Here is a 25,206-nt window from a genome sequence, read left to right on the forward strand (position 1 = left end):
GAACCACCCGCACACGGTCATAGGCTCGGCGAGTCGCGATTCGTTTCTGCGCGACGACCATTCTGCGTCGACTTCGTCGTGCCGGATGTGCTGCGTCGGTTCGCTGCGTCAGTTCTGTTGTGTCGAGTTTCTTCTGAGGAGTTCAGCTGTGAGTACCCCGGACACCACCGCCCCCACCGGTACCGCTCGCGTCAAGCGCGGGATGGCCGAGATGCTCAAGGGCGGTGTGATCATGGATGTGGTCACCGCGGACCAGGCCAAGATCGCCGAGGATGCGGGAGCGGTCGCTGTCATGGCACTCGAACGCGTGCCCGCGGACATCCGTGCACAGGGCGGGGTCTCGAGGATGAGTGATCCCGACATGATCGACGGCATCATCGGCGCCGTCTCCATCCCCGTCATGGCCAAGGCGCGGATCGGGCACTTCGTCGAGGCGCAGGTGTTGCAGGCGCTCGGAGTCGACTACATCGACGAGTCCGAGGTCCTCACCCCCGCCGACTACGAGAACCACATCGACAAGTTCGCATTCACCGTGCCATTCGTGTGTGGTGCCACCAACCTCGGGGAAGCGCTTCGCCGCATCAACGAAGGCGCCGCGATGATCCGCTCCAAGGGCGAGGCCGGCACCGGCGATGTGTCCAACGCCACGACCCACATGCGACAGATCCGTCAGCAGATCCGACGACTGAGCTCGCTCCCCGAAGACGAACTCTACGTCGCGGCGAAGGAACTCCAGGCTCCCTACGACCTCGTCGTCGAGGTCGCGAAGGCCGGAAAGCTTCCGGTGACGTTGTTCACGGCCGGGGGTATCGCCACCCCCGCGGATGCCGCGATGATGATGCAGCTCGGCGCCGAGGGCGTGTTCGTCGGTTCCGGAATCTTCAAGGCGGGCAACCCCGAACAGCGCGCCGCAGCAATCGTCAAGGCCACCACCTTCCACGACGACCCCGATATGCTCGCGAAAGTGTCGCGCGGACTGGGTGAGGCCATGGTCGGCATCAATGTCGACGACATCCCGGTGCCGCACCGGCTCGCCGAGCGAGGGTGGTAGCCGTCCCTGCCGTGTCCACGCCGTCCGGCGGATAACCTACTTCCGGGTACAAAACGGAAAGGTCCCGCATGGCGAAGATCGAAGACATCCTCGAGCTCGAACGAATCGAAGAGAACATCTTTCGCGGCATCGCAACGGAGACGTTGCTGCCGCGGACGTTCGGCGGCCAGGTAGCGGGGCAGGCGCTGGTATCGGCGGTGCGCACCGTGGTCCCGGATTTCCAGGTCCACTCCTTGCACGGCTACTTCCTCCGTCCGGGAGACCCGACCAAGGGAATCGTCTACCAGGTCGACCGGATCCGTGACGGTCGCTCGTTCTGCACACGTCGCGTCACCGCGGTGCAGGACGGTCACGCGATCTTCACGATGTCGGCGTCCTTCCACGCCGACGAGCAGGGCATCGAACACCAGGACGAGATGCCCACGGTGCCCAGGCCGGAAGAGCTCCCCGATGCGAAGACACTCGTCGAACAGGGCCGCGAGGAGTTCGCGTGGGCACTGCGCGAGTGGTCGAACTGGGACTTCCGATTCGTGCCACCGGAGCATATGGTCGCCGACCGCGGTGTGGCCGCGCACCAGCGAGTGTGGTTCCGCTCGCGCGCCACGCTCCCGGACGACCCGGTCTTCCACGTGTGCACACTCGCTTACATGAGTGACATGACGCTGCTCGGTTCCGCGCACGTCATCCATCCTGAGGAGAAGACCCAGGACGCGTCGCTCGACCATGCCATGTGGTTCCTGCGACCGTTCCGGGCCGACGACTGGTTGCTCTACGACCAGACGTCACCCTCTGCAGGATTCGGCCGTGCGCTGACGCAGGGCCGGATCTACGACAGCAGAGGAAACATGGTCGCCGCAGTCGTGCAGGAAGGACTCACACGCTATCTCCGTGAGTCCTGACCTGCCCGGTGAGCCCTGACCCGCCCGGCGGGCAGCGGGGGCGGCGGCCGACGACATGAGAGGAAGGCGGCCTGCCGTGGCAACTTCGATGCTGCACACAACTCCGACGATCGGGGTACTCGCACTCCAAGGCGACGTGCGGGAGCATCGAGCCGCGCTTGAAGCGGCAGGTGCGCGCACTGTAGCGCTGCGCCGCGAAAGCGAGCTCGACGCGGTCGACGGCATCGTGATCCCCGGTGGCGAATCGACGACGATGAGCAGGCTCCTTCAGGTATTCGACCTGCTCGAACCGCTGCGGGCGCGCCTGAAGGAGGGGCTCCCCGCCTACGGTTCGTGCGCTGGGATGATCCTGCTCGCCACTGAGGTGCTCGACACCCGGCCGGACGCCGAGCACCTCGACGCGCTGGACATCACCGTGCGGCGGAACGCTTTCGGACGCCAAGTGGATTCTTTCGAAGCCGATCTCGACATGACCGGAGTCGACGGTGGTCCGCTCCGAGCCGTGTTCATCCGCGCCCCGTGGGTGGAACGGGTCGGACCCGACGTCGAGGTCCTCGCCCGGGTCCCCCACGGTCAGGCCGCGGGAAAGGTGGTGGCGGTGCGTCGAGGGAGTGTGTTCGCGACGTCGTTCCACCCTGAAGTGACGGGTGATCTGCGGGTCCACCGACTCTTCGTCGACACTGTGCGCTCACAGTTCGCAAGCCCATAGGTAGACTCGACTCTCCGAACTGTCGGTTTCACCGACTTCACATCGCCGGAAGGGGCTCGAAGCGAATGAGCGGCCACTCCAAATGGGCCACCACCAAGCACAAGAAGGCGGCCATCGACGCCAAGCGCGGCAAGATGTTCGCGAAACTCATCAAGAACATCGAGGTGGCAGCTCGTACCGGTGGTGGTGACCCTGGCGGGAATCCGACCCTGTTCGACGCCATCCAGAAGGCGAAGAAGAGCTCGGTACCGAACGACAACATCGAACGCGCCCGCAAGCGTGGCGGCGGCGAAGAGGCCGGCGGTGCCGACTGGCAGAACATCACCTATGAGGGCTACGGACCCAACGGTGTCGCATTGCTCATCGAGTGCCTGACCGACAACCGCAATCGTGCTGCGGGCGAAGTACGAACCGCGATGACACGTAACGGTGGCAACATGGCCGATCCGGGCTCGGTCGCCTACCTGTTCACCCGTAAGGGCGTCGTCACGCTCGAGAAGAACGGCCACAGCGAGGACGACCTCCTCGAGATCGTCCTCGATGCGGGTGCCGAGGAGATCAACGACCTCGGAGAGTCCTTCGAGATCGTGTCGGAACCGACGGATCTCGTCGCCGTCCGTACCGCGCTGATCGATGCGGGAATCGACTACGACGCGGCCGATCCCGACTTCCGTGCCTCGGTGGAGGTGCCCGTCGATGCAGAGGGCGCGCGGAAGGTCATGAAGCTCATCGATGCGCTCGAAGACTGCGACGATGTACAGGACGTGTACTCCAACGTCGATATCCCCGACGAGGTTCTCGCAGAACTCGACGCCTGATCGACCGCTGTGCCGCCGCACTGGAAGGTCGGGGGCACAGCAAGTCGGGGGCACAGCAGGTCGGGGGCACAGCAGCTCGGGCACGCAGCAGGTCGGGGCACGGCGCGTGTCGTTCGGGCAGCGATCCTGGTGTTCCGCTAGGCTCTCGAACAACTGTTCGTAGCGGGTGAAGGGTGTGGCGGTTGCGTGTGATGGGTGTCGACCCCGGACTGACACGATGCGGATTCGGGATGGTCGACACGGGCCGGGGCCGGGTCGTGGTGCCCGTCGCCGTCGACGTGATCCGCACACCCGCCGACCTCGATCTGGCGAAGCGGCTGTTGCAGATATCCGATGCCGCCGAAGACTGGCTCGACCGCTACGAGCCGGATGTCGTGGCAGTCGAGCGGGTCTTCTCACAAAACAACGTCAGTACCGCGATGGGCACTGCGCAAGCCGGGGGAGTGGTCGCACTCTCCGCCGCACGTCGTGGCATTCCGGTCATGTTCCACACCCCCAGCCAGGTCAAATCCGCGGTCACCGGCAACGGCAGTGCCGACAAGAAACAGATGACCGCGATGGTCACCCGCATCCTCGGACTCGACACCCCGCCGAAACCGGCCGACGCTGCCGACGCATTGGCCCTTGCCATCTGTCACTGTTGGCGGGCGCCGATGTTGGCGCGGATGGCAGCGGCGGAAGCTGCGGCGGAAGAACAGAAGCGACGGTACGAGCAACGGCTGCGCGACCAGGTCGCGGCCCGGAAGGCAGGGACACGGTGATCGCCTCGGTGCGCGGAGAGGTCCTCGAGATTGCACTCGACCACGTCGTCGTCGAATCCGGGGGTATCGGCTACCGCGTCAACGCGACACCGACCACTCTTGCGACGTTGCGTCGCGGCAACGAAACGCGCCTCGTGACGGCGATGATCGTCCGAGAGGACTCGATGACCCTGTACGGGTTCGCCGAGCCGGAGGCACGCGATCTCTTCGGACTGCTGCAGACCGTGTCCGGAGTGGGGCCGCGTCTGGCGATGGCGACACTCGCAGTCCTCGAGCCCACTGCGCTGCGCGCGGCGCTCGCTGAGGGGAACACCGCGGCGCTCACCCGCGTTCCCGGAATCGGCAAACGCGGTGCCGAGCGCATGATCGTCGAGTTGCGCGACAAGGTTGCCGCGTACGGCGTCGGCGAGGAGTCGCCCGCCCTGTCCGCGGTGCCCTCGCCGGTCGGCGAGCAGGTCGTCGAAGCGCTTGTCGGACTCGGTTTCCCGCTCAAACAGGCGGAGCAGTCGGCCGACGCGGTGTTGAAGGCGGATCCTGCTGCCGATACGTCCACCGCGTTGCGTGCTGCCCTGTCGGCGTTGGGTAAGTCGCGATGACCGGCGACGAGCCGGCAGATCCCTTCGCCGAGGAGTTCGGCGACGAGTCGCCGGTGACCGCGGAATACACCTCGTCCGACGGCGAGATCGAAACGAGCTTGCGTCCGAAGAGCCTCGACGACTTCATCGGACAACCCAGGGTGCGAGAACAACTGCAACTGGTGTTGCGCGGCGCCAAGATGCGCGGCGGTACGCCCGACCACATCCTTCTGTCCGGTCCACCGGGGCTGGGGAAGACGTCGATGGCGATGATCATCGCCGGGGAACTGGGGTCGTCGCTCCGGTTGACGTCCGGACCGGCTCTCGAACGTGCCGGCGACCTCGCCGCGATGCTGTCGAACCTCGTCGAAGGGGACGTTCTCTTCATCGACGAGATCCATCGGATCGCGCGACCGGCGGAAGAGATGCTCTACCTCGCGATGGAGGACTTCCGTGTCGATGTCGTCGTCGGCAAGGGCCCGGGCGCGACCTCGATCCCGCTCGAGGTCGCCCCGTTCACGTTGGTCGGCGCGACCACCCGCTCCGGGGCCCTGACCGGCCCCCTGCGCGACCGGTTCGGCTTCACCGCGCACATGGATTTCTACGACCCGCCGGAACTCCAGCGGATTCTGCAGCGGTCGGCCCGACTCCTCGGTATCGAATTGCACACGGATGCGAGCACGGAGATCGCCGGTCGTTCTCGCGGAACTCCGCGTATCGCGAATCGTCTGCTTCGGCGGGTCCGCGACTACGCGGAGGTTCGCGCCGACGGCATCGTCACCCGTGCGATCGCGCAGGCCGCCCTCGAGGTGTATGACGTCGATCCGATCGGGCTCGATCGGCTCGACCGTGCCGTGCTGGGAGCGCTCGTGCGTAGCTTCGGCGGCGGCCCGGTGGGTGTGTCGACGCTCGCGGTTGCCGTCGGCGAGGAACCCGCCACCGTCGAGGAGGTCTGCGAGCCGTTTCTCGTGCGTGCGGGTATGGTGGCGCGCACTCCGAGAGGACGCGTCGCGACGCAGGCGGCGTGGGTGCAGCTGGGTTTGACGCCACCTCCGGACGCGGCCGCCGGCGGTATCGAAGTGCGTGCTCGCGAGCCGCAGATCGACGCGTATGCCGAGGAGTGAACGGGTCCTGTCGCGGCGAGCCGGACGGCGGGCCATACCTTCCCGTCCGGGGTAGTGGCACACTGGTCTACTGCGTCGGTCCACGGAGGCCGACAGAGCGTTGCTGTGGTGGATACCACCGCGACACCGGTTACGAACCCGAGGACTGACTTCAACGATGGAATTGCTCTTCCCGCTCCTGATTCTCGCCCTGCTGGTGCCCACCTTCCTGGGTGTGCGGCGCCAGAAGAAGGAGATGCAGAAGGTCACTGCGCTTCAGGACTCGCTGCGCGTCGGCGACCGTGTCGCGACCACTGCGGGGCTGCACGCCACTGTGGCAGCCCTGCGCGACGACACCGTCGATCTCGAGATCGCACCGGGTGTCGTCACAGTGTGGTCGCGCTTGGTCATCCGTGAGCGTATCGAGGAGACGTCTGCGGCCGACGATCTCGACGCGATTTCGCTGCGCAAGGACGACAACGCCACATCACCCGAGACGGGTACGACCGAGCACTGAGGCGTACGCTCGGCCGACCCGCCGGCGCCGCCGGTGCTGCAGGGCTGGACACAGTCGACACCGCGGTAGCCGGTGTCGATCTGTCACGTCACGTCCTGCGCGGCCGCTTTCACCGACCCACTCACTCGTATCGAGGAGACTGACAGACCGTGGCACCTTCCAATGGATCGGTGCATCCCGCGCGCGCACTCGCCCTGTTCGGGGTGATTCTCGTCGCGTTGTATGCACTGGTCTTCTTCACCGGGGACAAGTCGCCGACTCCGAAACTCGGCATCGATCTGCAAGGCGGCACACGGGTGACGCTGACAGCGCGTACACCCGATGGGAGCACCCCGAGCCGGGACAGCCTCGAACAGGCTCAGCAGATCATCGAGACCCGCGTCAACGGTCTCGGCGTGTCGGGTTCCGAAGTGGTCGTCGACGGCGACAATCTGGTGATCACGGTGCCCGGTGACGACAGCGCGCAGGCCAAGACTCTCGGCCAGACTGCTCGTCTGTACATCCGGCCGGTGGTCGGGGGCCCGATCGACAGTTCCCTCACGGCGGATCAGCTGACCGAACAGGCGCCACCGGAGGGAACCGACCCTGCAGCACCGGAGGGAACCGACCCGGCGGCACCTGTTGAGCCGGAGAGTGCGGAGCAGCCCGCGGGCGATGTCCCCGAACCGCAGGGCAGGCCGTTCCCCGCGCAAGATCCCACTGATGTTCCCGTCGAACCCGGGGACGAGACCGCTGCGCCGACGGATGAGCCCGCCCCGGCACCGGAGGACTCCGAGCCGCTCACGCAGCAGGAGCAGGATGCGGCCGACATCGCTGCGGCGAAGGCGACCCGACAGAGCGAGGACCCGATGGTGCAGCAGGAGGCTGCCTTGGCACTCGACTGTTCGGCCACCGACCCGCTGGCGGGTAACGACGATCCGACGCTCCCGCTGGTGGCCTGCTCGACCGACGGCACCGCGATCTACCTGCTCGGGCCGAGCATCATCGACGGGCAGCAGATCGACGACGCGACCTCCGGATTCAACAGCCAGCAGTCGCGTTACGAGGTGAGCCTGACGTTCGACAACGAGGGGAGCACCACGTGGGCGCAGTACACCGCCGCGAACATCGGTTCGCAGGCCGCGTTCGTCCTCGACTCGAAGGTCGTGAGCGCCCCGGTCATCCAGGGAGCCACACCCGCGGGTAGTGCCACCTCGATCACGGGTCAGTTCACCAATGTCCAGGCCACCGAGTTGGCGAACACCCTCAAATACGGTTCGCTTCCGTTGTCGTTCGTTGCTTCCGAGGCACAGACGGTCTCGGCGACCTTGGGCTTCGCCTCGCTTGAAGCAGGCCTGATCGCCGGCGCAGTCGGGCTGGCCCTGGTGCTGGTCTTCTGCCTCGTGTACTACCGCATGCTGGGTCTGCTCACCGCATTGTCGTTGGTGCTCGCAGGTCTGGCCGTCTACGCCATCATGGTGCTCCTCGGCCGGTACATCGGGTACACCCTCGACCTCGCTGGTATCGCAGGTCTGATCATCGGCATCGGTATGACCGCAGACTCGTTCGTGGTGTTCTTCGAACGAATCAAGGACGAGATCCGCGAGGGTCGCAGTTTCCGGTCGGCTGTGCCTCGTGGTTGGGCCCGTGCCCGCCGCACCATCCTCTCGGGTAACGCGGTCAGCTTCATATCCGCTGCGGTGTTGTACGTCCTGGCTGTGGGACAGGTCCGGGGGTTCGCCTTCACTCTGGGCCTGACCACGATCCTCGACGTCATCGTGGTGTTCTTGGTGACCTGGCCGCTCGTCCACCTCGCGTCCAGGTCGAAGACGTGGTCCAAGCCGAGCATGAACGGTCTCGGCGCGATTCAAGAGGTGGCGCGTGAGCGTCAGCTCGCTGCGGCTTCGGCGAAGGAGGCGTGACCATGACCGACACGACGACGACGGCATCGACCGTCTCGCGGAAGGGCAAGCTGTCCGGCCTGTACACCGGTACAGGCGCCTTCGAGATCATCGGTAATCGCAAGCGCTACTACATCATCACCGCTGTCATCGTGGCCATCGCCGTGTTGAGCATGCTTGTGCGTGGCTTCACGTTGGGCATCGATTTCGAGGGCGGTACTCGGATCCAGATGCCTGCGGTGGAAGGCGCGACCACCACCGAGGTCGAATCGGTGTTCAGCGATGCCATCGGGTTCGAGCCGGAATCGGTGCAGACCGTCGGGGCGGGTGCCGGTGCCACCTTCCAGATCCGGACGGAAACTCTCGATCTCGGTCAGATCGAGGCGGTGCAGACGGCGCTGTTCGAAGAGTTCCAGCCGGTGGGATCCGATGGAGAGCCCTCGCGCAACGCGATCAGTGTGGCCGACGTCAGCTCGACCTGGGGCGGGCAGATCACCCAGAAGGCGCTCATTGCGTTGCTGGTGTTCCTGGTGATCGTCAGCGTCTACATCGGGGTGCGGTACGAGCGTGACATGGCGATCGCCGCGATCGCGGCGATGTTCTTCGACATCGGCGTCACCGCGGGCATCTACTCGCTGGTCGGGTTCGAGGTGACACCCGCGACCGTCATCGGTCTGCTCACCATCCTCGGGTTCTCGCTGTACGACACCGTGGTGGTGTTCGACAAGGTCGAGGAGAACACCCGCGGAATCATGCATCTGCATCGGCGTACCTATGCGGAGCAGACCAACCTCGCGGTCAACCAGACACTGATGCGGTCGATCAACACCACGGTCATCTCGGTGCTCCCGGTGATCGCGCTCATGGTCATCGCCGTGTGGATGCTCGGTGTCGGAACCCTCAAGGATCTGGCTCTCGTGCAGTTGGTGGGCATCGTGGTCGGTGCCTATTCGTCGGTGTTCTTCGCGAGCCCGCTTCTCGTTACGCTCAAGGAATGGCGCGGTCCGATCGCGAAGCACACCCGAAAGGTACTTGCGAAGCGGGAAGAGGCGGCCACGCGTGCGGAGAGCCGGGCCGGGGACCTCGCACCGGCGGGTGCCGACGCTTCGGCTGCGCCGACCGTGGGCTTCGCCGCGCAGCGGCCTGCAGCCGCACCGCAGCGGACCCCGCAACCAGGTGTCCGCCCGACCGGAAAGCGTGCCAAGAGAAGGTCCTGATATGGCTGCGAGTGAACGCAACGAGCGACCCCACACCCGACGCAGCCGTCTGTCCAGGCGGGCGGTCGCGGTCGGCGTGGCACTTGCCGCGGCTGCCGTGACCACCGTGGCGTGCGGCACGGAAGAAGAGCCGTTGCCGTCGATCGGATACATGATCGACAACACGGTGACCTCGTACAACGCAAACACGGTGGACGGCGCTGCCTCCGGTGCCAGGCAGGCGCTGGCCCGGGTGCTGCCCGGCTTCGGATACGTGGGTCCTTCGGGCCGTGTCGTCGCGGATACCGATATCGGTACCGCGACGGCGGTCCCCGGCGAGCAGCTCACCGTCCAGTACCGGTTGTCTCCGGACAGCGTCTATTCCGACGGTGTACCGATGTCGTGTGACGACCTCGTGCTCACGTGGGCTGCGGCGAGTGGCCGTTTCAGTGCGCCCGACGACTCGGGTGCCGACTCCAACGTCTTCGATGCAGCGCGGCGCGGCGGATATGCCGATATCGAGCGTATCGACTGTGCCCCGGGTTCCAAGGACGCCACCGTCGTGTTCCGTCCCGGTAGGGGTGATACCGACTGGAAGGCTCTGTTCGGCGCGACCGAGTTGATGCCCTCGCACGTCGCAACGCGGGTGTCCGGGGTCACCGACCTGGTCGGCGTGCTGAGCGGAGGCGATGTCGAAGCGGTTCGGCCGATCGCCGAATTCTGGAACACCGGATGGACGTTGACACCGGGTGCTCTGGATCCGAGCCTGCTGCCGTCGTCCGGGCCGTATCGGATCGAGTCCTACACCGTAGAGGACGGTCTCGTGCTCGTGGCGAACGAGCGGTGGTGGGGTAATCCGCCGGGGACCGACCGGATCGTCGTGTGGCCGCGCGGCACCGCAGCACAGACCGCGGCCGAAGAGGGGCAGGTGCAGGTCGTCGACAGCGCGGACGGAGCGCTCGGACACACCGCAGCTCTCGGGGAAGATGTCGAGACCACGACCGGGGTATCGCGCAACCTCGAGCAACTCGTCCTGGCGACGAGCGGTGTTTTCGAGAACCCCTCGGCGCGCCGGGCCCTGGCGTCGTGCGTACCCCGCCAGCAACTGTTCGACGAGCTCGGAGCCGCGACCGAGGACGAGCGTTCGGGTCCGGTCGGATCGCGGTTGCTTCCGCCGGACTCACCGTTGTATCCGCTCGTGGTCGGCCCTTCCGAGCGGTTCGGCAGTGTGGATCTCGACGCCGCGCGCGCGGAGCGTGAACGGTCGGGCCAGGACCGGTTCGAGGTGCGGATCGGATATACCACTCCGGACATGCGTCGGGCACGCACCGTCGAACTGATTGCGCAGTCGTGCCGTGATGCCGGGATCGATGTCGTCGACGCGGGGTCCGAGTCGTTCGTCCCGTCGCAACTGGGTGCGGGCGAGGTCGATGCTGTTCTCAGTGGGACCGCCGGAGTATCCGGCGCAGGTGGCCGGGCGGACATGGAGGATGCGCGCGGCGCGTTGAGTTCACGTGCGGGAAGCAACGTCGGCGGTTATGCGAACGGGCGGATCGATGAGATCCTCGACGGTCTGCTCGTGGCCGGCGACAATGCGACGGTGCTCGGCCTGGTGGAGGAGGGGGAGCGGATCCTGTGGGACGAACTTCCCACGTTGCCTCTGTTCCTGCAGCCGCGCAACGTCGGGTTCGCCCCGAACATGCACGCTGCAGTCGGCAATCCGACGACCGCTGGTGCGGGGTGGAACATGGATCGGTGGATACTGACGGGGTGAACTTTCTACGCACTGCCGATCCTGACCTGGTCCGAGAGGCCGCTGCCGCGGTGACGGCCCACACGCGCTGGGTCGACGATTTTCCGAGCCCGGGTGTTCGCTTCGCCGATCTCACGCCGGTGTTCGCCCACGGCCCGGCGTACGCGGCGGTCGTTGCGGCGTTGGCTTCGGCCGCTCCGGATGCCGAGCTCGTCGCGGGCATCGACGCTCGCGGATTCCTGCTCGGCGGAGGGATGGCGCGTGAGCTCGGTGTGGGGGTGCTTGCGGTGCGCAAAGCGGGCAAGCTTCCGCCGCCGGTGCAGAAGTGCGAGTACACACTCGAATACGGGACGGCAGCCATAGAGATCCCCGACGGGTCGCCGTCGCTGCGGGGGCGCCGGGTGCTCGTGGTCGACGACGTGCTCGCCACCGGCGGCACACTCGGCGCAACCCTCGAATTGCTCGAGCGGGTCGGGGCGGAGATCGTCGGGGTCACGGTGGTGACCGAGCTCGAGGCTCTCGGTGGGCGCGCACGCCTGGAAAGCCACCCACTGACGTCGCTCGTGCGTCTCTGAGGATTACAGTTGGCGGAAAGCCGGTGTACCGGAGCCAGCGATGGGAGGAGTGGGGATGACCCAGAATCTTGACAAGCCCCAGAGCGCTGGTGCGGCACCGGTACCGACACCTGCGTCGACGTCGGCGTCGCGGCGGGTGCGGGCGAGGCTCGCGCGCCGGATCACCGGGCAGCGCGGCACCACCGTCAAACCGGTGCTCGAGCCCCTGGTGACGATTCACCGGGAGCTGTATCCCAAGGCGGATCTGTCGCAGCTGCAGCGCGCCTACGACGTCGCGGAGGAACGGCACGCGAGTCAGCGGCGCAAGTCCGGCGATCCGTACATCACCCATCCACTGGCGGTCGCGACGATCCTCGCCGAACTCGGCATGGACACCACGACCCTGATCGCTGCGTTGCTGCACGACACCGTAGAGGACACCGGATACTCCCTCGAGCAGCTCACCTCGGAGTTCGGTGACGAGGTCGCACACCTCGTCGACGGTGTCACCAAGCTCGACAAGGTGGTGCTCGGCAACGCCGCGGAGGCCGAGACCATCCGCAAGATGATCATCGCGATGGCCCGTGATCCGCGGGTGCTGGTGATCAAGGTTGCGGACCGGCTGCACAACATGCGCACGATGCGGTTCCTGCCGCCCGAGAAGCAAGCCCGCAAAGCCCGCGAAACGCTCGAGGTCATCGCGCCGCTCGCACACCGGCTCGGCATGGCGACCGTCAAGTGGGAACTCGAGGACCTCTCGTTCGCGATCCTGCATCCGAAGAAGTACGAGGAGATCGTGCGACTGGTCGCGAACCGCGCCCCGTCCCGCGACACGTACCTCGCCAAGGTCCGCGACGAGATCGGATCGTCGCTCTCTGGGTCCCGGATCGACGCGACCGTCGAGGGTCGCCCCAAGCACTACTGGTCGATCTACCAGAAGATGATCGTCAAGGGTCGCGACTTCGACGACATCCACGACCTGGTGGGCATGCGAATCCTGTGCAACGAGGTACGCGACTGTTACGCCGCCGTCGGTGTGGTGCATTCGCTGTGGCAGCCGATGGCGGGACGATTCAAGGATTACATCGCGCAACCGCGGTACGGGGTGTATCAGTCGCTGCACACCACGGTCATCGGTCCCGAAGGTAAGCCGCTGGAGGTGCAGATCCGGACCCGCGACATGCACCGCACCGCCGAGTTCGGCATCGCCGCGCATTGGCGGTACAAGGAGACCAAGGGGCGGCACTCGGGCGATGTCGCCGAGGTCGACGACATGGCGTGGATGCGTCAACTCCTCGACTGGCAGCGTGAAGCTGCCGACCCGGGCGAGTTCCTCGAATCGTTGCGCTACGACCTTGCGGTCAAGGAGATCTTCGTGTTCACCCCGAAGGGGGAGGTGATCACGTTGCCGTCGGGTTCGACGCCCGTGGACTTCGCGTACGCGGTACACACCGAGGTAGGGCATCGATGTATCGGTGCGCGGGTCAACGGGAGGCTCGTCGCTCTCGAACGTAAACTCGAGAACGGCGAGGTAGTCGAGGTGTTCACCTCGAAAGACCCCAATGCCGGACCGACCCGTGACTGGCAGGCTTTCGTCGTCTCGCCCCGCGCGAAGGCGAAGATCCGTCAGTGGTTCGCGAAGGAACGCCGCGAGGAGGCGCTCGAGGCGGGCAAGGACGCCATCGCGAAGGAGGTCCGCCGCGTCGGGCTGCCGCTGCAGCGGCTCATGAACGCCGACCTGATGGTTGCCGTTGCCAAGGAGCTGCACTACGCCGATGTATCGGCGCTCTATACCGCGGTCGGTGAGCACCACGTGTCTGCGCATCACGCGGTGCAGCGACTCGTGGCGTTGCTCGGGGGTGTCGGTGGAGTCGAGGAAGAACTCGCCGAACGGTCCACACCGTCCACGATTCCCACCCGGTCGCGGCAGAGCGGCGACTCGGGCATCCTCGTACCGGGTGCGCCGGGCACCGTCTCGAAACTGGCGAAGTGCTGCACCCCGGTTCCGGGCGACGAGATCATGGGATTCGTGACGCGAACCGGATCGGTGAGTGTGCACCGCACCGACTGCACCAATGCGGGTTCGCTGCGCGAGCAGTCCGAGCGGATCATCGAGGTCGAGTGGGCGCCGTCGCCGTCGTCGGTGTTCCTCGTCGCGATCCAGATCGAGGCGCTCGACCGGCACCGATTGCTCTCCGATGTGACGAAGGCGTTGGCCGACGAGAAGGTCAACATCCTGTCTGCATCCGTCACCACCACCGGCGACCGGGTCGCGGTGAGCCGCTTCACCTTCGAGATGGGCGACCCGAAGCATCTCGGTCACGTGCTGAACGTGGTCCGTAATGTGGAGGGCGTGTACGACGTCTACCGTGTGACGTCGGCTTCCTGATCCTCGGCGTGTGTCGCGCGACGGTGCGTGTCAGCCGACCGCGGTGATCGTCACGGGAGTGTTCGGCGCGCCGCCGCCCAGCACCGAGCTGTCGTCGTGACCCGCTGCGGCCGCGGCATCGAGAAGTGCCAATGAGTCGTCGGTGATGCGACCGAAGGCTGTGTAGTCGGGGCGCAGCAGCGTGTCGCCGGTGACGAGGAAGAACTGGCTCCCGTTGGTGTCTGCCCTGCCGCTGTCTGCGACGGCCACGGTCCCGCGCGGGTACGCGATGATATTCGTGAGGCGTCCTGTCACGGTCTGCTCTGCCAACTGCGGCACGGGGTATTCGTCCGGGTAGGTGAAGCCGGGGCCACCGGTGCCTGTCCCCGTCGGATCGCCGCACTGGTAGTACTGCGCACCGACTTCGTCGGACAGGCGGTGGCATGAGGTACCGGTATAGAACCCCTGCTGCGCGAGGCTGACGAAACTGTTGACGGCGCAGGGGGCGCGACCGCGGTCGAGTACCAGATCGATGCGGCCGATCGATGTCTCGAGGCCGACTTCCACGGTGCCGGTTGTCGATGCGGACGTCGGGGGTACGGTCACGGCCCGTGAGGCCGGTTCCGTCGGTGTGTACGAACAAGTGACGGTGGCAGCGTCGAGCGGGAGCACCTCGGGGAGGCGGGAGTACTGCGCCACGTATTCGTTCGTCACTGCGTGGCTGGGCGCCTGAGATGTGGTGGTCACAGGTGGCGGAGTCACGGCCTCGCCGCTCGAGCAGCCGGCCGTCAGCGCCGCGCCGAGGAGTACGCCAGCGACGGCGACCACACCGCGTAATCCGAATGAGCCGGTCGATGTAGGGGAGATCACAGAGTCGGGAGCGTAGCCGAGATAGTCATGATTCGGCAGAGGTGTTGTCACTTTTCGGCAAAATATGACCCCGAAAGCTGCACTCGCGGGCGAGTCGACGGTCGATGACGTGAAAACAGGGTGCTCCTCGCCGTATGGCGAGGAGCACCCTGTGCGTTCCGAACTCTCGTCTACGACGACACGGTCACCGATTCGATCTGAACCGGAAGGTTCGGGGCTCCGCCACCGGCAGACATCGAACCGTCGTCGCCTGCGGCGGCGACCTCCTCGACGACTGCGAGGCCGGCTTCGTCGATCGTGCCGAACACCGTGTACATCGGAGGCAGCTGCGAGTCTTCGTAGACCAGGAAGAATTGGCTTCCGTTGCTGCCGGGTTGTCCGGTGTTGGCCATCGCGATCGTGCCGCGCGGGTAGACGACCGGCTGTCGCAGCTGCGGGTCACCCTGCTCGTACACGTTCTCCGGATATTCGGTGTCGAAGCCGTATCCCGGGCCACCGGTGCCGGTGCCCGTCGGGTCGCCGCACTGCAGCACCTGCAGCCCCGGCGACGTCACGAGCCGGTGACAGGGGGTGTCGTCGAAATAGCCCTGCTCGGCGAGCGAGACGAAGCTGTTCACCGTGCACGGTGCGGATGCCCGGTCGAGCAACAACCCGATGGACCCGGCGCTCGTCGTCATCGCGACCTCGGCGATGCCGGTTGCCGACACGTCCGCGTCGGACGGCGGAGTCACGTCTTCGGCGGCACGACCGTCCGGCGTGTAGGTGCACGAGACAGGGTCCCCGTCCGTGGGACGCTCGGGCAGGGCGCCCAGTGCAGGCGGCTGCTCGGCTTCGGAGCTGATCGATGTAGTCGTCGTGGTGTCGCTCGCAGAGTCGTCGGCACAGCCGGCCAACAGCAGGGCCAGGCCTGCGCCGGCGGCAACGGTGGTGCGCAATCGGATCATCAGTCCATCCTCACACTCGTGAGAGTTGTTTCGAGTGCCGGGGCGCCGTCCTGGCTGCCACCGGCAACTCCGTCTGCCGCGATCTTGTCGAGCGTCGCAAGCCCCGTCTCGTCGATCTCACCGAAAACCGTGTACTGCGGAGGCAGGACGGAATCGCCGTACACCAGGAAGAACTGGCTGCCGTTGGTTCCCGGGCCTGCGTTCGCCATCGCGAGAGCGCCCCGCTTGTAGGTCATCGGTTCCTGCGAGGCCGGATCGTCGGCTGCGAACTGATCGGTGGGGAACTCGTTCGCGAACTGGTAGCCGGGCCCACCGGACCCCGTCCCCGTCGGATCACCGCACTGCAGTACCTGCAATGTGGGGGCCGTCGTCAGTCGGTGGCAGGTGGTGGCGTCGAAATAGCTCTGCGCCGCGAGGGACAGGAAGCTGTTGACCGTGCACGGCGAATCGTCGTTGTGCAGGATCAGCCCGATGTTGCCCTGCGACGTCTCGACGCTGACGCTGATGTCGGTGTTGGCGTCACCGGACGTGAGGATTCCGTCGGTGCGCGGGGGCTCCACCGGCTTCGACGGTTCGCGGCCGTCGGCCGGGTACTCGCAGCTCACCGACTCGGGGAGGGGCTCGGCGCGGGCCGCGGGCACCGCCGGGTACTCGGGCTCCGCGATGTCGGTGCCTGCGGCGTCGGTCGCTGTGTCCTCGGAGTCCCCGTTCATCGACCACAGGGCGGCGGCCGCGCCGACCACCACGACGACCCCGAGTGCCGATAGTCCGATAGTCAGACGACGCCGTTGACGCTCGCGTTCTGCTCGGCGTTCGAGCTGACGCTCGAGTTTGCGTTTCGCGGCCTGGCGCCGCTGTGCATTGCTCGGCACTGCAGTTGTCCTCCCGTGAACCGATCGTTGTGCTGGTGCCCGCGTTCAGGCCGAGTCGAGTTTGCCACCCCAACCTGAGAACGGGCCGCCTGGGCACAGCGCATAGTGTGTACGAGACCACGAATGCCCACACCGTAGGAGCGATGCTCGTGCTCGTTACCGGATTTCCCGCAGGAATGTTCCAGACGAATTGCTACATCCTTGCGCAGGACAACGCGAAAGAGTGCGTCGTCGTCGACCCAGGCCAGGACGCCGCGGAGCCCCTGGTCGAGTTCCTCACCGGCTCCGACATGACGCCGCGGGCCGTGTTGCTCACGCACGGTCACCTCGACCACGTCTGGTCCGCTCAGGCCGTTGCCGATCGGTTCTCGATTCCCACCTACATCCATCCGGACGATCGCCACATGCTCAGCGATCCCGGTGTCGGATTGGGATCGAGCCTCGCTCCGATGCTCGAAGGAACCACGTTCACCGAGCCGCACGAGGTGATCGAGCTCGCGGACGGCGACAAGATCTCGCATGCGGGCATCGAGTTCGTCGTCGATCACACCCCCGGCCACACCCAGGGCTCCGTTGTGCTGCGCACTCGCACCACGAACCCGGACGGCACCGAATTCGAGGTCGCACTGACCGGCGACACGCTGTTCCAGGGATCGATCGGTCGTTCCGACCTTCCCGGTGGTAACCACGAACAGCTGCTCGCGTCGATCGCCGAGAAGTTGCTCGTGCTCGACGACACCACCGCGATCCTGCCCGGGCACGGCGGCTCCAGCACCATCGGGCAGGAGCGGGCCTCGAACCCGTTCCTGGTCGGTCTCACCGGTTCCCGCTGACAGCGGCTCTGCCCGGCACCACGAACCTTCCGACGAGAGAAAGCAGCGACAGTGAGTAAGGCCTCCACGTTCTCGGCTCCCAAGGGCGTGCCCGATTACGTTCCCCCTCGATCCGCCGAGTTCGTGGCGGTCCGCGACGGTTTGACCCGAGCCGCGCGCATGGCGGGATACGGGCACATCGAGCTGCCGATCTTCGAGGACACCGGACTGTTCGCGCGTGGCGTCGGTGAGTCGACCGACGTCGTGTCCAAGGAGATGTACACCTTCGCCGATCGCGGTGACCGATCGGTGACGTTGCGACCGGAGGGCACCGCCGGTGTCATGCGTGCGGTGATCGAGCACGGCCTCGACCGCGGGCAGCTGCCGGTCAAGGTGTCGTACTCGGGTCCGTTCTTCCGCTACGAGCGCCCCCAGGCGGGGCGCTATCGGCAGTTGCAGCAGGTCGGCGTCGAAGCCATCGGCATCGACGATCCGGCTCTCGACGCAGAGGTCATCGCCATCGCGGATGCGGGCTTCCGTGGCCTGGGGCTCGAGGGTTTTCGTCTCGAGCTCACCTCGCTGGGCGACGACACCTGCCGGCCACAGTATCGGGAACGGTTGCAGGAGTTCTTGTTCGGACTTCCCCTCGACGAGGAGACGCGTCGTCGTGCGGAGATCAATCCGCTGCGCGTGCTCGACGACAAGCGTCCCGAGGTTCGGGAGATGACCGTCGACGCGCCCTTGATGCTCGACCATCTGTCCGACACTGCGCAGGCGCACTTCGACGAGGTCCGCGCACACCTCGACGCGCTCGGTGTGCCTTACGTGGTCAACCCCCGCATGGTGCGCGGTCTCGATTACTACACGAAGACCACGTTCGAGTTCGTGCACGACGGACTCGGCGCTCAGTCCGGCATCGGCGGTGGCGGCCGGTACGACGGACTCATGGAACAGCTGGGCGGACAACCGTTGTCCGGAATCGGATTCGGGCTCGGTGTCGATCGCACAATTCTCGCGCTCGCCGCGGAGGGCAGGACGGCGGCCACTCCTGCCCGGTGCGAGGTGTACGGAATTCCGATGGGCGACGCGGCGAAGGCGGCATTGGTGCCGATCGCGCATCGCGTGCGGGCCGCGGGGATCCGTGTCGACCTCGCCTACGGTGGTCGCGGGCTCAAGGGAGCGATGAAGGCAGCCGACAAGTCGGGAGCCGTCCTCGCTCTGGTCCTCGGCGACCGGGAACTCGAAGCGGGGGAGATCGTCGTCAAGGATCTCCGCAACGGCGAACAGGAAACGGTGCCGCTCGCCGACGTCGTTGCACGCGTGGGTGAGGCCGTTGACCGCGCCTGACGGCAGGAAAGGGTCGCGGCCGGACCCGGTGGCACTCGATCTGATTCCGGCGCAGCTGCTGGCGCCGCGCGCCCGGAAGCTCGCGACACTGGCGGTTCTCGCGGGTGCGCTCGTCGGCACGGTCGTGTGGCTCGTCGCACCGTGGTGGGTCGCGATCCTCGTTGCGGCCGTTGTCGCACTACCGCCTGCACTCGGCGTGTTCGCTGCGACGAAGCGTCATATCCGGCTCGACGGAACAGTGATCACGGCAAGTGGATTGTTCCGATCTCGCAGTGTCGAACTCGAGCACCTGGCAGGGGTCGAACTTCTCGTGCGTACGGCCCGAGTGTCGCAGGTCATCGCCCGGGTCAACGATGGAAGCCACGGGCTGATCATGATCCCGCTCGCGTTGTACAGCGGTGAAGGCGGCCGCGAGCTGGACATCCTCGCGCTACGGAAGCTGGCAGACGCCTTCGCCTCGAGTGAACTTGCTTCCGCGGCCGCGATCTCCTCGGTGCTGGTCGAACAACTGCGCGCGGAAGCGCGCGGTGCCGGCTTGGGTGAACGCCCCTTGTATCGCGCGGTCGAATTGGCGCGTACCGCGGGGCGGGTGCCGCAGACGACATTGACCGATCATGAGGTGGCATCGCTCGTCGAGTAAGACCGTCCGGATCCTCTCGAGATCCGGACGGTCCTACTCCGAGTGGTGGTAGCGACCGGTCTGGTCGCCGACGAAAGCCGATCACCACTCGTCGTCGACGGCTCCGATCACCGCGGGAGTCACGAACGGAAGCTCGCCGACCACTTCGGTGCTCGTCCCGGAGGTGACGAGGATGCCCTGACTGCGGCGGTGTTCGGTGTCGTCGCCACGGTTCGCTGCGGCCATCGGTGCGCCACCGAGGACAGGCCCTCGGGCGGCATGTGCTCCCGCGGTACCGGCCGCGCTCGCACCGCTGGAGGTCGGAGCCATGGGGAAGGGCGCGCCTGCCGGCGACATTGCTGTCGCACCGGCATTCGCCGGGCCGTAGCTGCCGACCGCGCTGCCGAATCCGGCCCCCATGCCCCCGGCGCCCATGCCTGCGCCGCCGACACCCGACGTGACCGAGGTCGCCGTAGTAGCGGCCGCGCCGGTGGGAGCGGTGGAGGTCGGGACGGTCGAGGCGGGCTCGCCGGTCGCGCCGGTCGCGCCGGAGAAGACCTCACCGATTTTCGGTACTGCGCCCGCAGCTGCGCTCGCAATCCCGCTCGGATCGAGAGGCATCGAGGTCAACGCCGGTGGCGGTACCGGGATCGGGGGAGTCAACGCATTCATCGCCACGGTATGGCCGGTGAGTTCTCCGCGAGTGCGTGCAACGACCGCGAGTGCAGAACTGACGTGCTCGACCGCGGAGGCGATCAGCGCCGCCTGACCGGGCGGAGTCATCGCCACCGGCGCGGTCGCCACAGCGGACGCGATGAAAGACTGTGCGATGCCGGTCAGCTCGATGTTCCCGCGCTCCACGGTGGCGGTGGCTGCGCGGGTCACCTGACCGATGAGGTCGCCGCGCTCACTCAACTCGTACGACGCGAGCTGCGCTCTGGTCGAGTGATCGGCCGCCGTATCGGCAGCCGTGCCCTCCCACGAATCAGGCAGGGCGGCAAGGGCAGATCGGCCGATCGAGGCAGCCCCGTCGAGCAGGCGTGATCCCTGTTGCAGGATGGTCGAAGGGTCGAGTGCCTCGCAGATGCCGGTGCCGAACATGTTTCCGAGTTCGACGATCGGTCGGAGCAGTTCGTCGATCTCCGGAAGTGTGGGAACCGGAATCGACTGCAGCAGTTCAGCAATCGAATCCGGTCCGGGTGCTACCGGCGCCGCGAATGCGGGTAGCTCCGGTGTCGGTGGAAGAGGCATGTCGAGTACGGGTGCCACCGGCGACGCGCGCAGGGCGTCGAGCACGGTCGGGGAGGCCTCAGGTGCCTGGATCGGCGCGACGGTGTTCATGCCTTCCCGCCGGAACGGGCGAGCGCGATGGACGTCGCGGCGTCGGTTCCGTCATATGCGGCAGCAGCCTCATGGGCGGCAACGCCATTGGACGCGTACGCGAGTGTCAGTTGCCCGACCGCGCGTGTGTGCTCGCTCTGCGCGGCCACGAAGGCTGCCAGAAAATCGGCTCCGATCAATCCCATGGCCGGACTCAGCGACGCCACATTCGCCCCAAGATCCATCGATCCTGCTTGGGCGACATGTTCTGCTGCTTGAATATTGGTACTTCCGTACAGTCGGACGCCATCGGGAACCACCCGGATTCCGGCACCGGGAAACAAACCGCTCATCGAACCCCCCTCGATATCAACGTGAGGAGCACTTTAGCTCGAGGCGTCGGGTGGTGCGACCGGGCCTTGGCCGCCGAACGGGTTGCTAGGTCGGTCGAACACTGATTCGACGTCCCGGTTGACAGATAATCGTACAAATGTTCGACTGTGGTATGCGGTGGGCGACGCAGGCGGTGGATGCAGACGACGGTGCATTACCCGGGCTCGCGCGCTCCGGCCTCGTACGTCGTGTGCAGACACCCGAATTCGACGGCATCACCTTCCACGAAGTGTTGTGCAAGAGTGCGCTGAACAAGATTCCCGAGGCATCACGCCTGCCGTTCGGATACACGGTCAACACCTTCCGCGGCTGTAGCCATGCGTGCCGCTACTGCTTTGCGCGCCCGACCCACGAGTACCTCGACCTCGATGCAGGCCACGACTTCGATACCCAGCTGGTGGTCAAGACCAACGTCGCAGCCGTTCTGCGTCGAGAGCTCGCCCGCAAGTCCTGGGAGCGCGAACACGTGGCGCTCGGCACCAACACCGATCCGTACCAGCGCGCCGAAGGCCGGTACCGATTGATGCCGGGCGTCATCGGTGCGCTCGCGGAATCAGGCACACCGTTCTCAATTCTGACGAAGGGAACGCTGCTGCGGCGCGACCTGCCGTTGCTCACCCTCGCGTCTCGCCAGGTCGACGTCCGTGTCTCCGTATCGCTGGCGATCGGCGATCACGAGCTGCAACAGCAGATCGAGCCCGGCACGCCGTCCCCGAAGGCCCGACTCGACCTCATCCGCGCTATCACTGATGCGGGGTTGTCGTGTCACGTGATGGTCGCTCCTGCGATCCCCTATCTCACCGATTCGCTACAGCACCTCGATGGACTCTTCGCCGATCTTGCGGATGCGGGTGCGTCCGGTGTCACCGTGATCCCGATGCACTTGCGTGGATCCACGCGAGGATGGTTCCTGTCGTGGTTGAGTTCGGAACATCCCGCCCTGCTGCCGCGGTACCGGCGGCTCTACGGCCGGGGTGCATACGTATCGGAGGAATACACCCGCTGGCTCGGTGCCCGCGTCGATCCGCTCGTGGAACAGTACGGCTTCGGAGGCCGACGACCGGCGCATCGAAGCGTTGAGGTGCCTGCCTTCCCGGAGTCCGAATCGGTCGTTCCTCCCACGCTCTTCTGAAGCGCGAAGACTCTTGGCATAGGGGATTTGGTCGGGTGTCTCCGAGGGACGAGGTCACTCGCCCGGTAGGTTCTACGACACTGGGTAGTATTCGCCGGCGAGGCGGTCCTACCATCGAGTCGTGACCACCACACAGCCGGTGAAGCGACCCAAGAGTTGGCATCAGCGAGCCGGTATGCCCGTGCGGGTGTGGCTCGTTCTGCTGATTCTCGCCGGGCTCACACACCCGGTTCTTCCAGAGTCGCGCTGGCTGCTCGTGCATCTGTTCACTCTCGGCGCCGTCACCAACTCGATCGTGGTGTGGTCGCAGGCTCTTGCCGAACGATTTCTGGGATATCACCTCCCCGAAACCGAACGGGCGCCTCAGCTCGTCAAGATCTACCTGCTCAACGCGGGAATCGTCGTCACGATCATCGGTGTCGTCGGCGGGTGGTTCCCCGTCACCCTCGTCGGGGCGGTGCTCGTCGGAGCGATGGTGGCCTGGCATGCGATCTCGCTGTTGCTGCTTCTCCGGCGGGCGCAGCGGTCGAGAGTCCAGGCGGGGGACGGCCCGGCCGAGCACGCGCAGAGCGTGTGGTTCCTCGTTGTCTCGTCGGCGATGTTGCCGTTCGGCGCCGGATTCGGCGCAGTGTTGGCCTATGGGGCAACCGCAGACACAGAAGCCGGAGTCCTTCTCGCGCACCAGGCCATGAACCTCCTCGGGTTCCTGGGCTTGGCCGCTGCAGGAGTGCTCACCGTGATGTACCCGAATCTGATCGGGACGGAGAAGACCGGGGCGCGGCGGCGTCCTCTTGCTCTGGTCATCCTGCTCGTCGGTATTGCGGTGTTCACGGTCGGCGCGTTGACCGGGCATCCGCTCGTGGCGGCGGCCGGCTGCACGGTCTACCTTGTCGGGTGGATCGTCGTGGCCGGTCCGCTGCTGCGCGGTGCCCTCACACATCCGCCCGCCGGATACGCTGCCGCATCTGTCACAGCAGCGATGCTGTGGCTGCTCGGGTCGCTTGCGAGCCTGGCGATCGTGCTCGCGACCGGCCCGATGGACCCCGACGGGGCGACGCTGATGACCGTGCCCTTCCTGGCCGGATTCGCGGCGCAACTGCTGTTCGGCGTCATGAGTCATCTGTTGCCCACTCTGATGGGCGGGGGACCCGCCGTCGTGGGTGGTGGCGTAGACAAGATGAACCGGTGGTGGGTATGGCGGATCGTGGTTATCAACGTCGGTTTGCTGCTGTTCCTGCTGCCTCTCGCGAGCTGGATGCGGGTCGGGGTCACCGCGCTGGTCATGCTTGCCTTCGTGATGTTCCTGCCGATCATGATCATCAGCGCCAAGGCGTCGGTGGCGGGTCGCCGGGCCGTGATGTCGGGACAGGCCGTACCCGACCGTGTCCCCGCCACCCATCAGCGTGGTCTTCAGGCGACGTCCGCGTTGGCCTGCCTGGCACTCGTCGCCGCCGTCACCTCGGGCATCGGTAGCGGGGGTATCGGCGGTCAGGATGCGTCGGCCGGTGTCACCCCGACCGGGAACACCACCGAAGTCCACGTCGAGGCGCTCGGGATGCGCTTCACCCCCGAGACCGTCACCGTGCAGGCGGGCGACCGGGTGGTCCTCACCGTCACCAACTCCGACGATCAGGTGCATGACCTGGTTCTGGCCACCGGGCACGACACCGGCCGGCTTGCACCGGGGGAGTCGGCGAACATCGACGTGGGCGTGGTCGGCACCGATATCGAAGGATGGTGTTCGATCGTCGGTCACCGGCAGCAGGGCATGGTGTTCCACATCGTCGCGGAGGGCGGCGACGGTGCGCTGGCGAGCCACGACCACGGCTCGGCTACTGAAGCGCCGATGGTCGACCTCGATGCGGAGCCCGCCGAGGATTTCGTGGCCCGCGACCCGATGCTCACGCCCGCACCCGAGGGAACGACGCATCGTTTTGCCTTCGAGATCACCGAAGTGCCGGGTGAGTACGCCGTGGGTGCACCGCAGACGATGTGGACCTACAACGGGCAACCGATGGGCCCAACCCTGCGCGGTCGAGTCGGCGACGTTTTCGAGATCACGATGATCAATCACGGCAGCATGGGGCACTCCATCGACTTCCACGCAGGCATGGTCGGACCCGACGAACCGATGCGCACGATCAACCCGGGTGAGAAGCTGATCTATCGCTTCCGTGCCGAACACAGCGGGATTTGGCTGTACCACTGCGCGACCGCGCCGATGGCAGTGCACATTGCTGCGGGGATGTTCGGCGCGGTCGTCATCGACCCGCCGAGTCTCGGACCCGTCGACGCCGAATATCTCCTGGTGCAGTCGGACGCGTATCTCGGCGACGGCGCGGTCGACGCCGACAAAGTTGCCGCCGGCACGCCGGATCTGGTGATGTTCAACGGGTTCGCCAACCAGTACCTCCATCGCCCATTGCGCGCGGAGGTCGGTGACCGCCTGCGGATCTGGGTCCTCGATGCAGGCCCCAACGAGAGCGCCGGGCTCCACGTCGTCGGAAGTCAATTCGACACCGTCTACAAGGAGGGTGCGTACATGCTGCGCGCCGGCGACCCCGACAGTGGAGGCGCGCAGGTCCTCGATCTGGCGGTCGCGCAGGGCGGGTTCGTCGAACTGCAGTTCCTCGAGCCCGGCACCTACACGTTCCTCAACCATCGGATGTTCGACGCCGACCGCGGCGCCAGGGGCAAAATCGTCGTCGAATGA

General features: G+C 66.2%; 23 protein-coding genes. 18 read left to right on the plus strand and 5 right to left on the minus strand.

Annotated features, from left to right (window positions below):
- Window positions 1–148: 148 nt before the first annotated feature.
- The 13 genes from pdxS (at window position 149) to ACFWCF_RS04850 (ending at window position 14,205) form a co-directional block, all read left to right on the plus strand.
- Window positions 149–1,051, plus strand: a complete 903-nt coding sequence (gene pdxS, locus ACFWCF_RS04790; protein WP_378557840.1) for a pyridoxal 5'-phosphate synthase lyase subunit PdxS — start codon at window positions 149–151, stop codon at window positions 1,049–1,051.
- A 68-nt stretch (window positions 1,052–1,119) separates the two neighbouring features.
- Complete coding sequence (locus ACFWCF_RS04795) at window positions 1,120–1,950, plus strand: acyl-CoA thioesterase (RefSeq protein WP_378557843.1); 831 nt, start codon at window positions 1,120–1,122, stop codon at window positions 1,948–1,950.
- Between the two features lie 88 nt (window positions 1,951–2,038).
- On the plus strand, window positions 2,039–2,659 hold the full coding sequence (gene pdxT / locus ACFWCF_RS04800; RefSeq protein ID WP_378558632.1) for a pyridoxal 5'-phosphate synthase glutaminase subunit PdxT: 621 nt from the start codon (window positions 2,039–2,041) through the stop codon (window positions 2,657–2,659).
- Between the two features lie 65 nt (window positions 2,660–2,724).
- The gene (locus tag ACFWCF_RS04805) at window positions 2,725–3,477 is read left to right on the plus strand and encodes a YebC/PmpR family DNA-binding transcriptional regulator (RefSeq protein ID WP_378557846.1); all 753 of its coding nucleotides are present in this window, start codon (window positions 2,725–2,727) and stop codon (window positions 3,475–3,477) included.
- A 182-nt stretch (window positions 3,478–3,659) separates the two neighbouring features.
- A complete protein-coding gene (gene ruvC / locus ACFWCF_RS04810) occupies window positions 3,660–4,238 on the plus strand; it encodes a crossover junction endodeoxyribonuclease RuvC (RefSeq protein ID WP_378557849.1) in 579 nt (192 codons plus the stop codon).
- Window positions 4,235–4,834 carry a Holliday junction branch migration protein RuvA gene (ruvA, locus tag ACFWCF_RS04815; protein WP_378557852.1) on the plus strand — a complete coding sequence of 200 codons (600 nt, stop codon included), beginning with the start codon at window positions 4,235–4,237 and terminating at the stop codon, window positions 4,832–4,834. Before ruvC ends, ruvA begins: the two co-directional genes overlap by 4 nt.
- A complete protein-coding gene (gene ruvB / locus ACFWCF_RS04820; RefSeq protein WP_378557855.1) occupies window positions 4,831–5,937 on the plus strand; it encodes a Holliday junction branch migration DNA helicase RuvB in 1,107 nt (368 codons plus the stop codon). Before ruvA ends, ruvB begins: the two co-directional genes overlap by 4 nt.
- 157 nt (window positions 5,938–6,094) lie before the next feature.
- Window positions 6,095–6,433: a preprotein translocase subunit YajC gene (yajC, locus tag ACFWCF_RS04825; protein ID WP_378491865.1), complete on the plus strand. Its 339-nt coding sequence runs from the start codon at window positions 6,095–6,097 to the stop codon at window positions 6,431–6,433.
- A gap of 149 nt (window positions 6,434–6,582) precedes the next feature.
- Window positions 6,583–8,334, plus strand: a complete 1,752-nt coding sequence (gene secD / locus ACFWCF_RS04830) for a protein translocase subunit SecD (RefSeq protein WP_378557858.1) — start codon at window positions 6,583–6,585, stop codon at window positions 8,332–8,334.
- Between the two features lie 2 nt (window positions 8,335–8,336).
- Complete coding sequence (secF, locus tag ACFWCF_RS04835) at window positions 8,337–9,530, plus strand: protein translocase subunit SecF (protein WP_378557861.1); 1,194 nt, start codon at window positions 8,337–8,339, stop codon at window positions 9,528–9,530.
- A gap of 1 nt (window position 9,531) precedes the next feature.
- Window positions 9,532–11,283 carry an ABC transporter substrate-binding protein gene (locus tag ACFWCF_RS04840; protein WP_378557864.1) on the plus strand — a complete coding sequence of 584 codons (1,752 nt, stop codon included), beginning with the start codon at window positions 9,532–9,534 and terminating at the stop codon, window positions 11,281–11,283.
- Window positions 11,280–11,837 (plus strand): adenine phosphoribosyltransferase, encoded by a 558-nt coding sequence (locus ACFWCF_RS04845; RefSeq protein ID WP_378557867.1) that lies wholly within the window; start codon window positions 11,280–11,282, stop codon window positions 11,835–11,837. Before ACFWCF_RS04840 ends, ACFWCF_RS04845 begins: the two co-directional genes overlap by 4 nt.
- A gap of 40 nt (window positions 11,838–11,877) precedes the next feature.
- Window positions 11,878–14,205 carry a RelA/SpoT family protein gene (locus ACFWCF_RS04850; protein WP_378557870.1) on the plus strand — a complete coding sequence of 776 codons (2,328 nt, stop codon included), beginning with the start codon at window positions 11,878–11,880 and terminating at the stop codon, window positions 14,203–14,205.
- A 30-nt stretch (window positions 14,206–14,235) separates the two neighbouring features.
- Here the strand turns inward: ACFWCF_RS04850 and ACFWCF_RS04855 are convergent, their stop codons facing one another.
- The 3 genes from ACFWCF_RS04855 to ACFWCF_RS04865 form a co-directional block, all read right to left on the minus strand.
- A complete protein-coding gene (locus ACFWCF_RS04855) occupies window positions 14,236–15,105 on the minus strand; it encodes a peptidylprolyl isomerase (protein WP_378557872.1) in 870 nt (289 codons plus the stop codon).
- A gap of 119 nt (window positions 15,106–15,224) precedes the next feature.
- On the minus strand, window positions 15,225–15,998 hold the full coding sequence (locus ACFWCF_RS04860) for a peptidylprolyl isomerase (protein WP_378557875.1): 774 nt from the start codon (window positions 15,996–15,998) through the stop codon (window positions 15,225–15,227).
- Window positions 15,998–16,870, minus strand: a complete 873-nt coding sequence (locus ACFWCF_RS04865; protein WP_378557878.1) for a peptidylprolyl isomerase — start codon at window positions 16,868–16,870, stop codon at window positions 15,998–16,000. The genes ACFWCF_RS04860 and ACFWCF_RS04865 overlap by 1 nt, the downstream gene beginning before the upstream one ends.
- A 149-nt stretch (window positions 16,871–17,019) precedes the next feature.
- Here ACFWCF_RS04865 and ACFWCF_RS04870 point away from each other — a divergent pair, with 149 nt between their 5' ends.
- Genes ACFWCF_RS04870 through ACFWCF_RS04880 form a run of 3 tightly spaced genes read left to right on the plus strand, consistent with a single transcriptional unit; the run spans window position 17,020 to window position 19,669 of the window.
- Complete coding sequence (locus ACFWCF_RS04870) at window positions 17,020–17,703, plus strand: MBL fold metallo-hydrolase (protein WP_378558635.1); 684 nt, start codon at window positions 17,020–17,022, stop codon at window positions 17,701–17,703.
- Between the two features lie 51 nt (window positions 17,704–17,754).
- The gene (gene hisS / locus ACFWCF_RS04875; protein ID WP_378557881.1) at window positions 17,755–19,029 is read left to right on the plus strand and encodes a histidine--tRNA ligase; all 1,275 of its coding nucleotides are present in this window, start codon (window positions 17,755–17,757) and stop codon (window positions 19,027–19,029) included.
- Window positions 19,016–19,669, plus strand: a complete 654-nt coding sequence (locus tag ACFWCF_RS04880; RefSeq protein ID WP_378557884.1) for a hypothetical protein — start codon at window positions 19,016–19,018, stop codon at window positions 19,667–19,669. Before hisS ends, ACFWCF_RS04880 begins: the two co-directional genes overlap by 14 nt.
- A gap of 81 nt (window positions 19,670–19,750) precedes the next feature.
- Here ACFWCF_RS04880 and ACFWCF_RS04885 read toward each other — a convergent pair whose 3' ends face one another.
- Entirely contained in the window at window positions 19,751–20,989 is a 1,239-nt protein-coding gene (locus tag ACFWCF_RS04885) for a hypothetical protein (RefSeq protein ID WP_378557887.1), read from the minus strand.
- Window positions 20,986–21,321, minus strand: a complete 336-nt coding sequence (locus ACFWCF_RS04890; RefSeq protein ID WP_378557890.1) for a type VII secretion target — start codon at window positions 21,319–21,321, stop codon at window positions 20,986–20,988. Before ACFWCF_RS04890 ends, ACFWCF_RS04885 begins: the two co-directional genes overlap by 4 nt.
- Window positions 21,322–21,473: 152 nt before the next feature.
- Between ACFWCF_RS04890 and ACFWCF_RS04895 the strand changes: the two genes are divergently transcribed.
- Both ACFWCF_RS04895 and ACFWCF_RS04900 read left to right on the plus strand, forming a co-directional pair.
- Entirely contained in the window at window positions 21,474–22,493 is a 1,020-nt protein-coding gene (locus tag ACFWCF_RS04895; RefSeq protein WP_378557893.1) for an Rv2578c family radical SAM protein, read from the plus strand.
- A 121-nt stretch (window positions 22,494–22,614) separates the two neighbouring features.
- The gene (locus ACFWCF_RS04900) at window positions 22,615–25,206 is read left to right on the plus strand and encodes a multicopper oxidase domain-containing protein (protein ID WP_378557896.1); all 2,592 of its coding nucleotides are present in this window, start codon (window positions 22,615–22,617) and stop codon (window positions 25,204–25,206) included.

Origin of the sequence: Rhodococcus sp. NPDC060090 (genome assembly GCF_042729855.1) — a bacterium.
Classification (GTDB): Bacteria; Actinomycetota; Actinomycetes; order Mycobacteriales; family Mycobacteriaceae; genus Rhodococcus.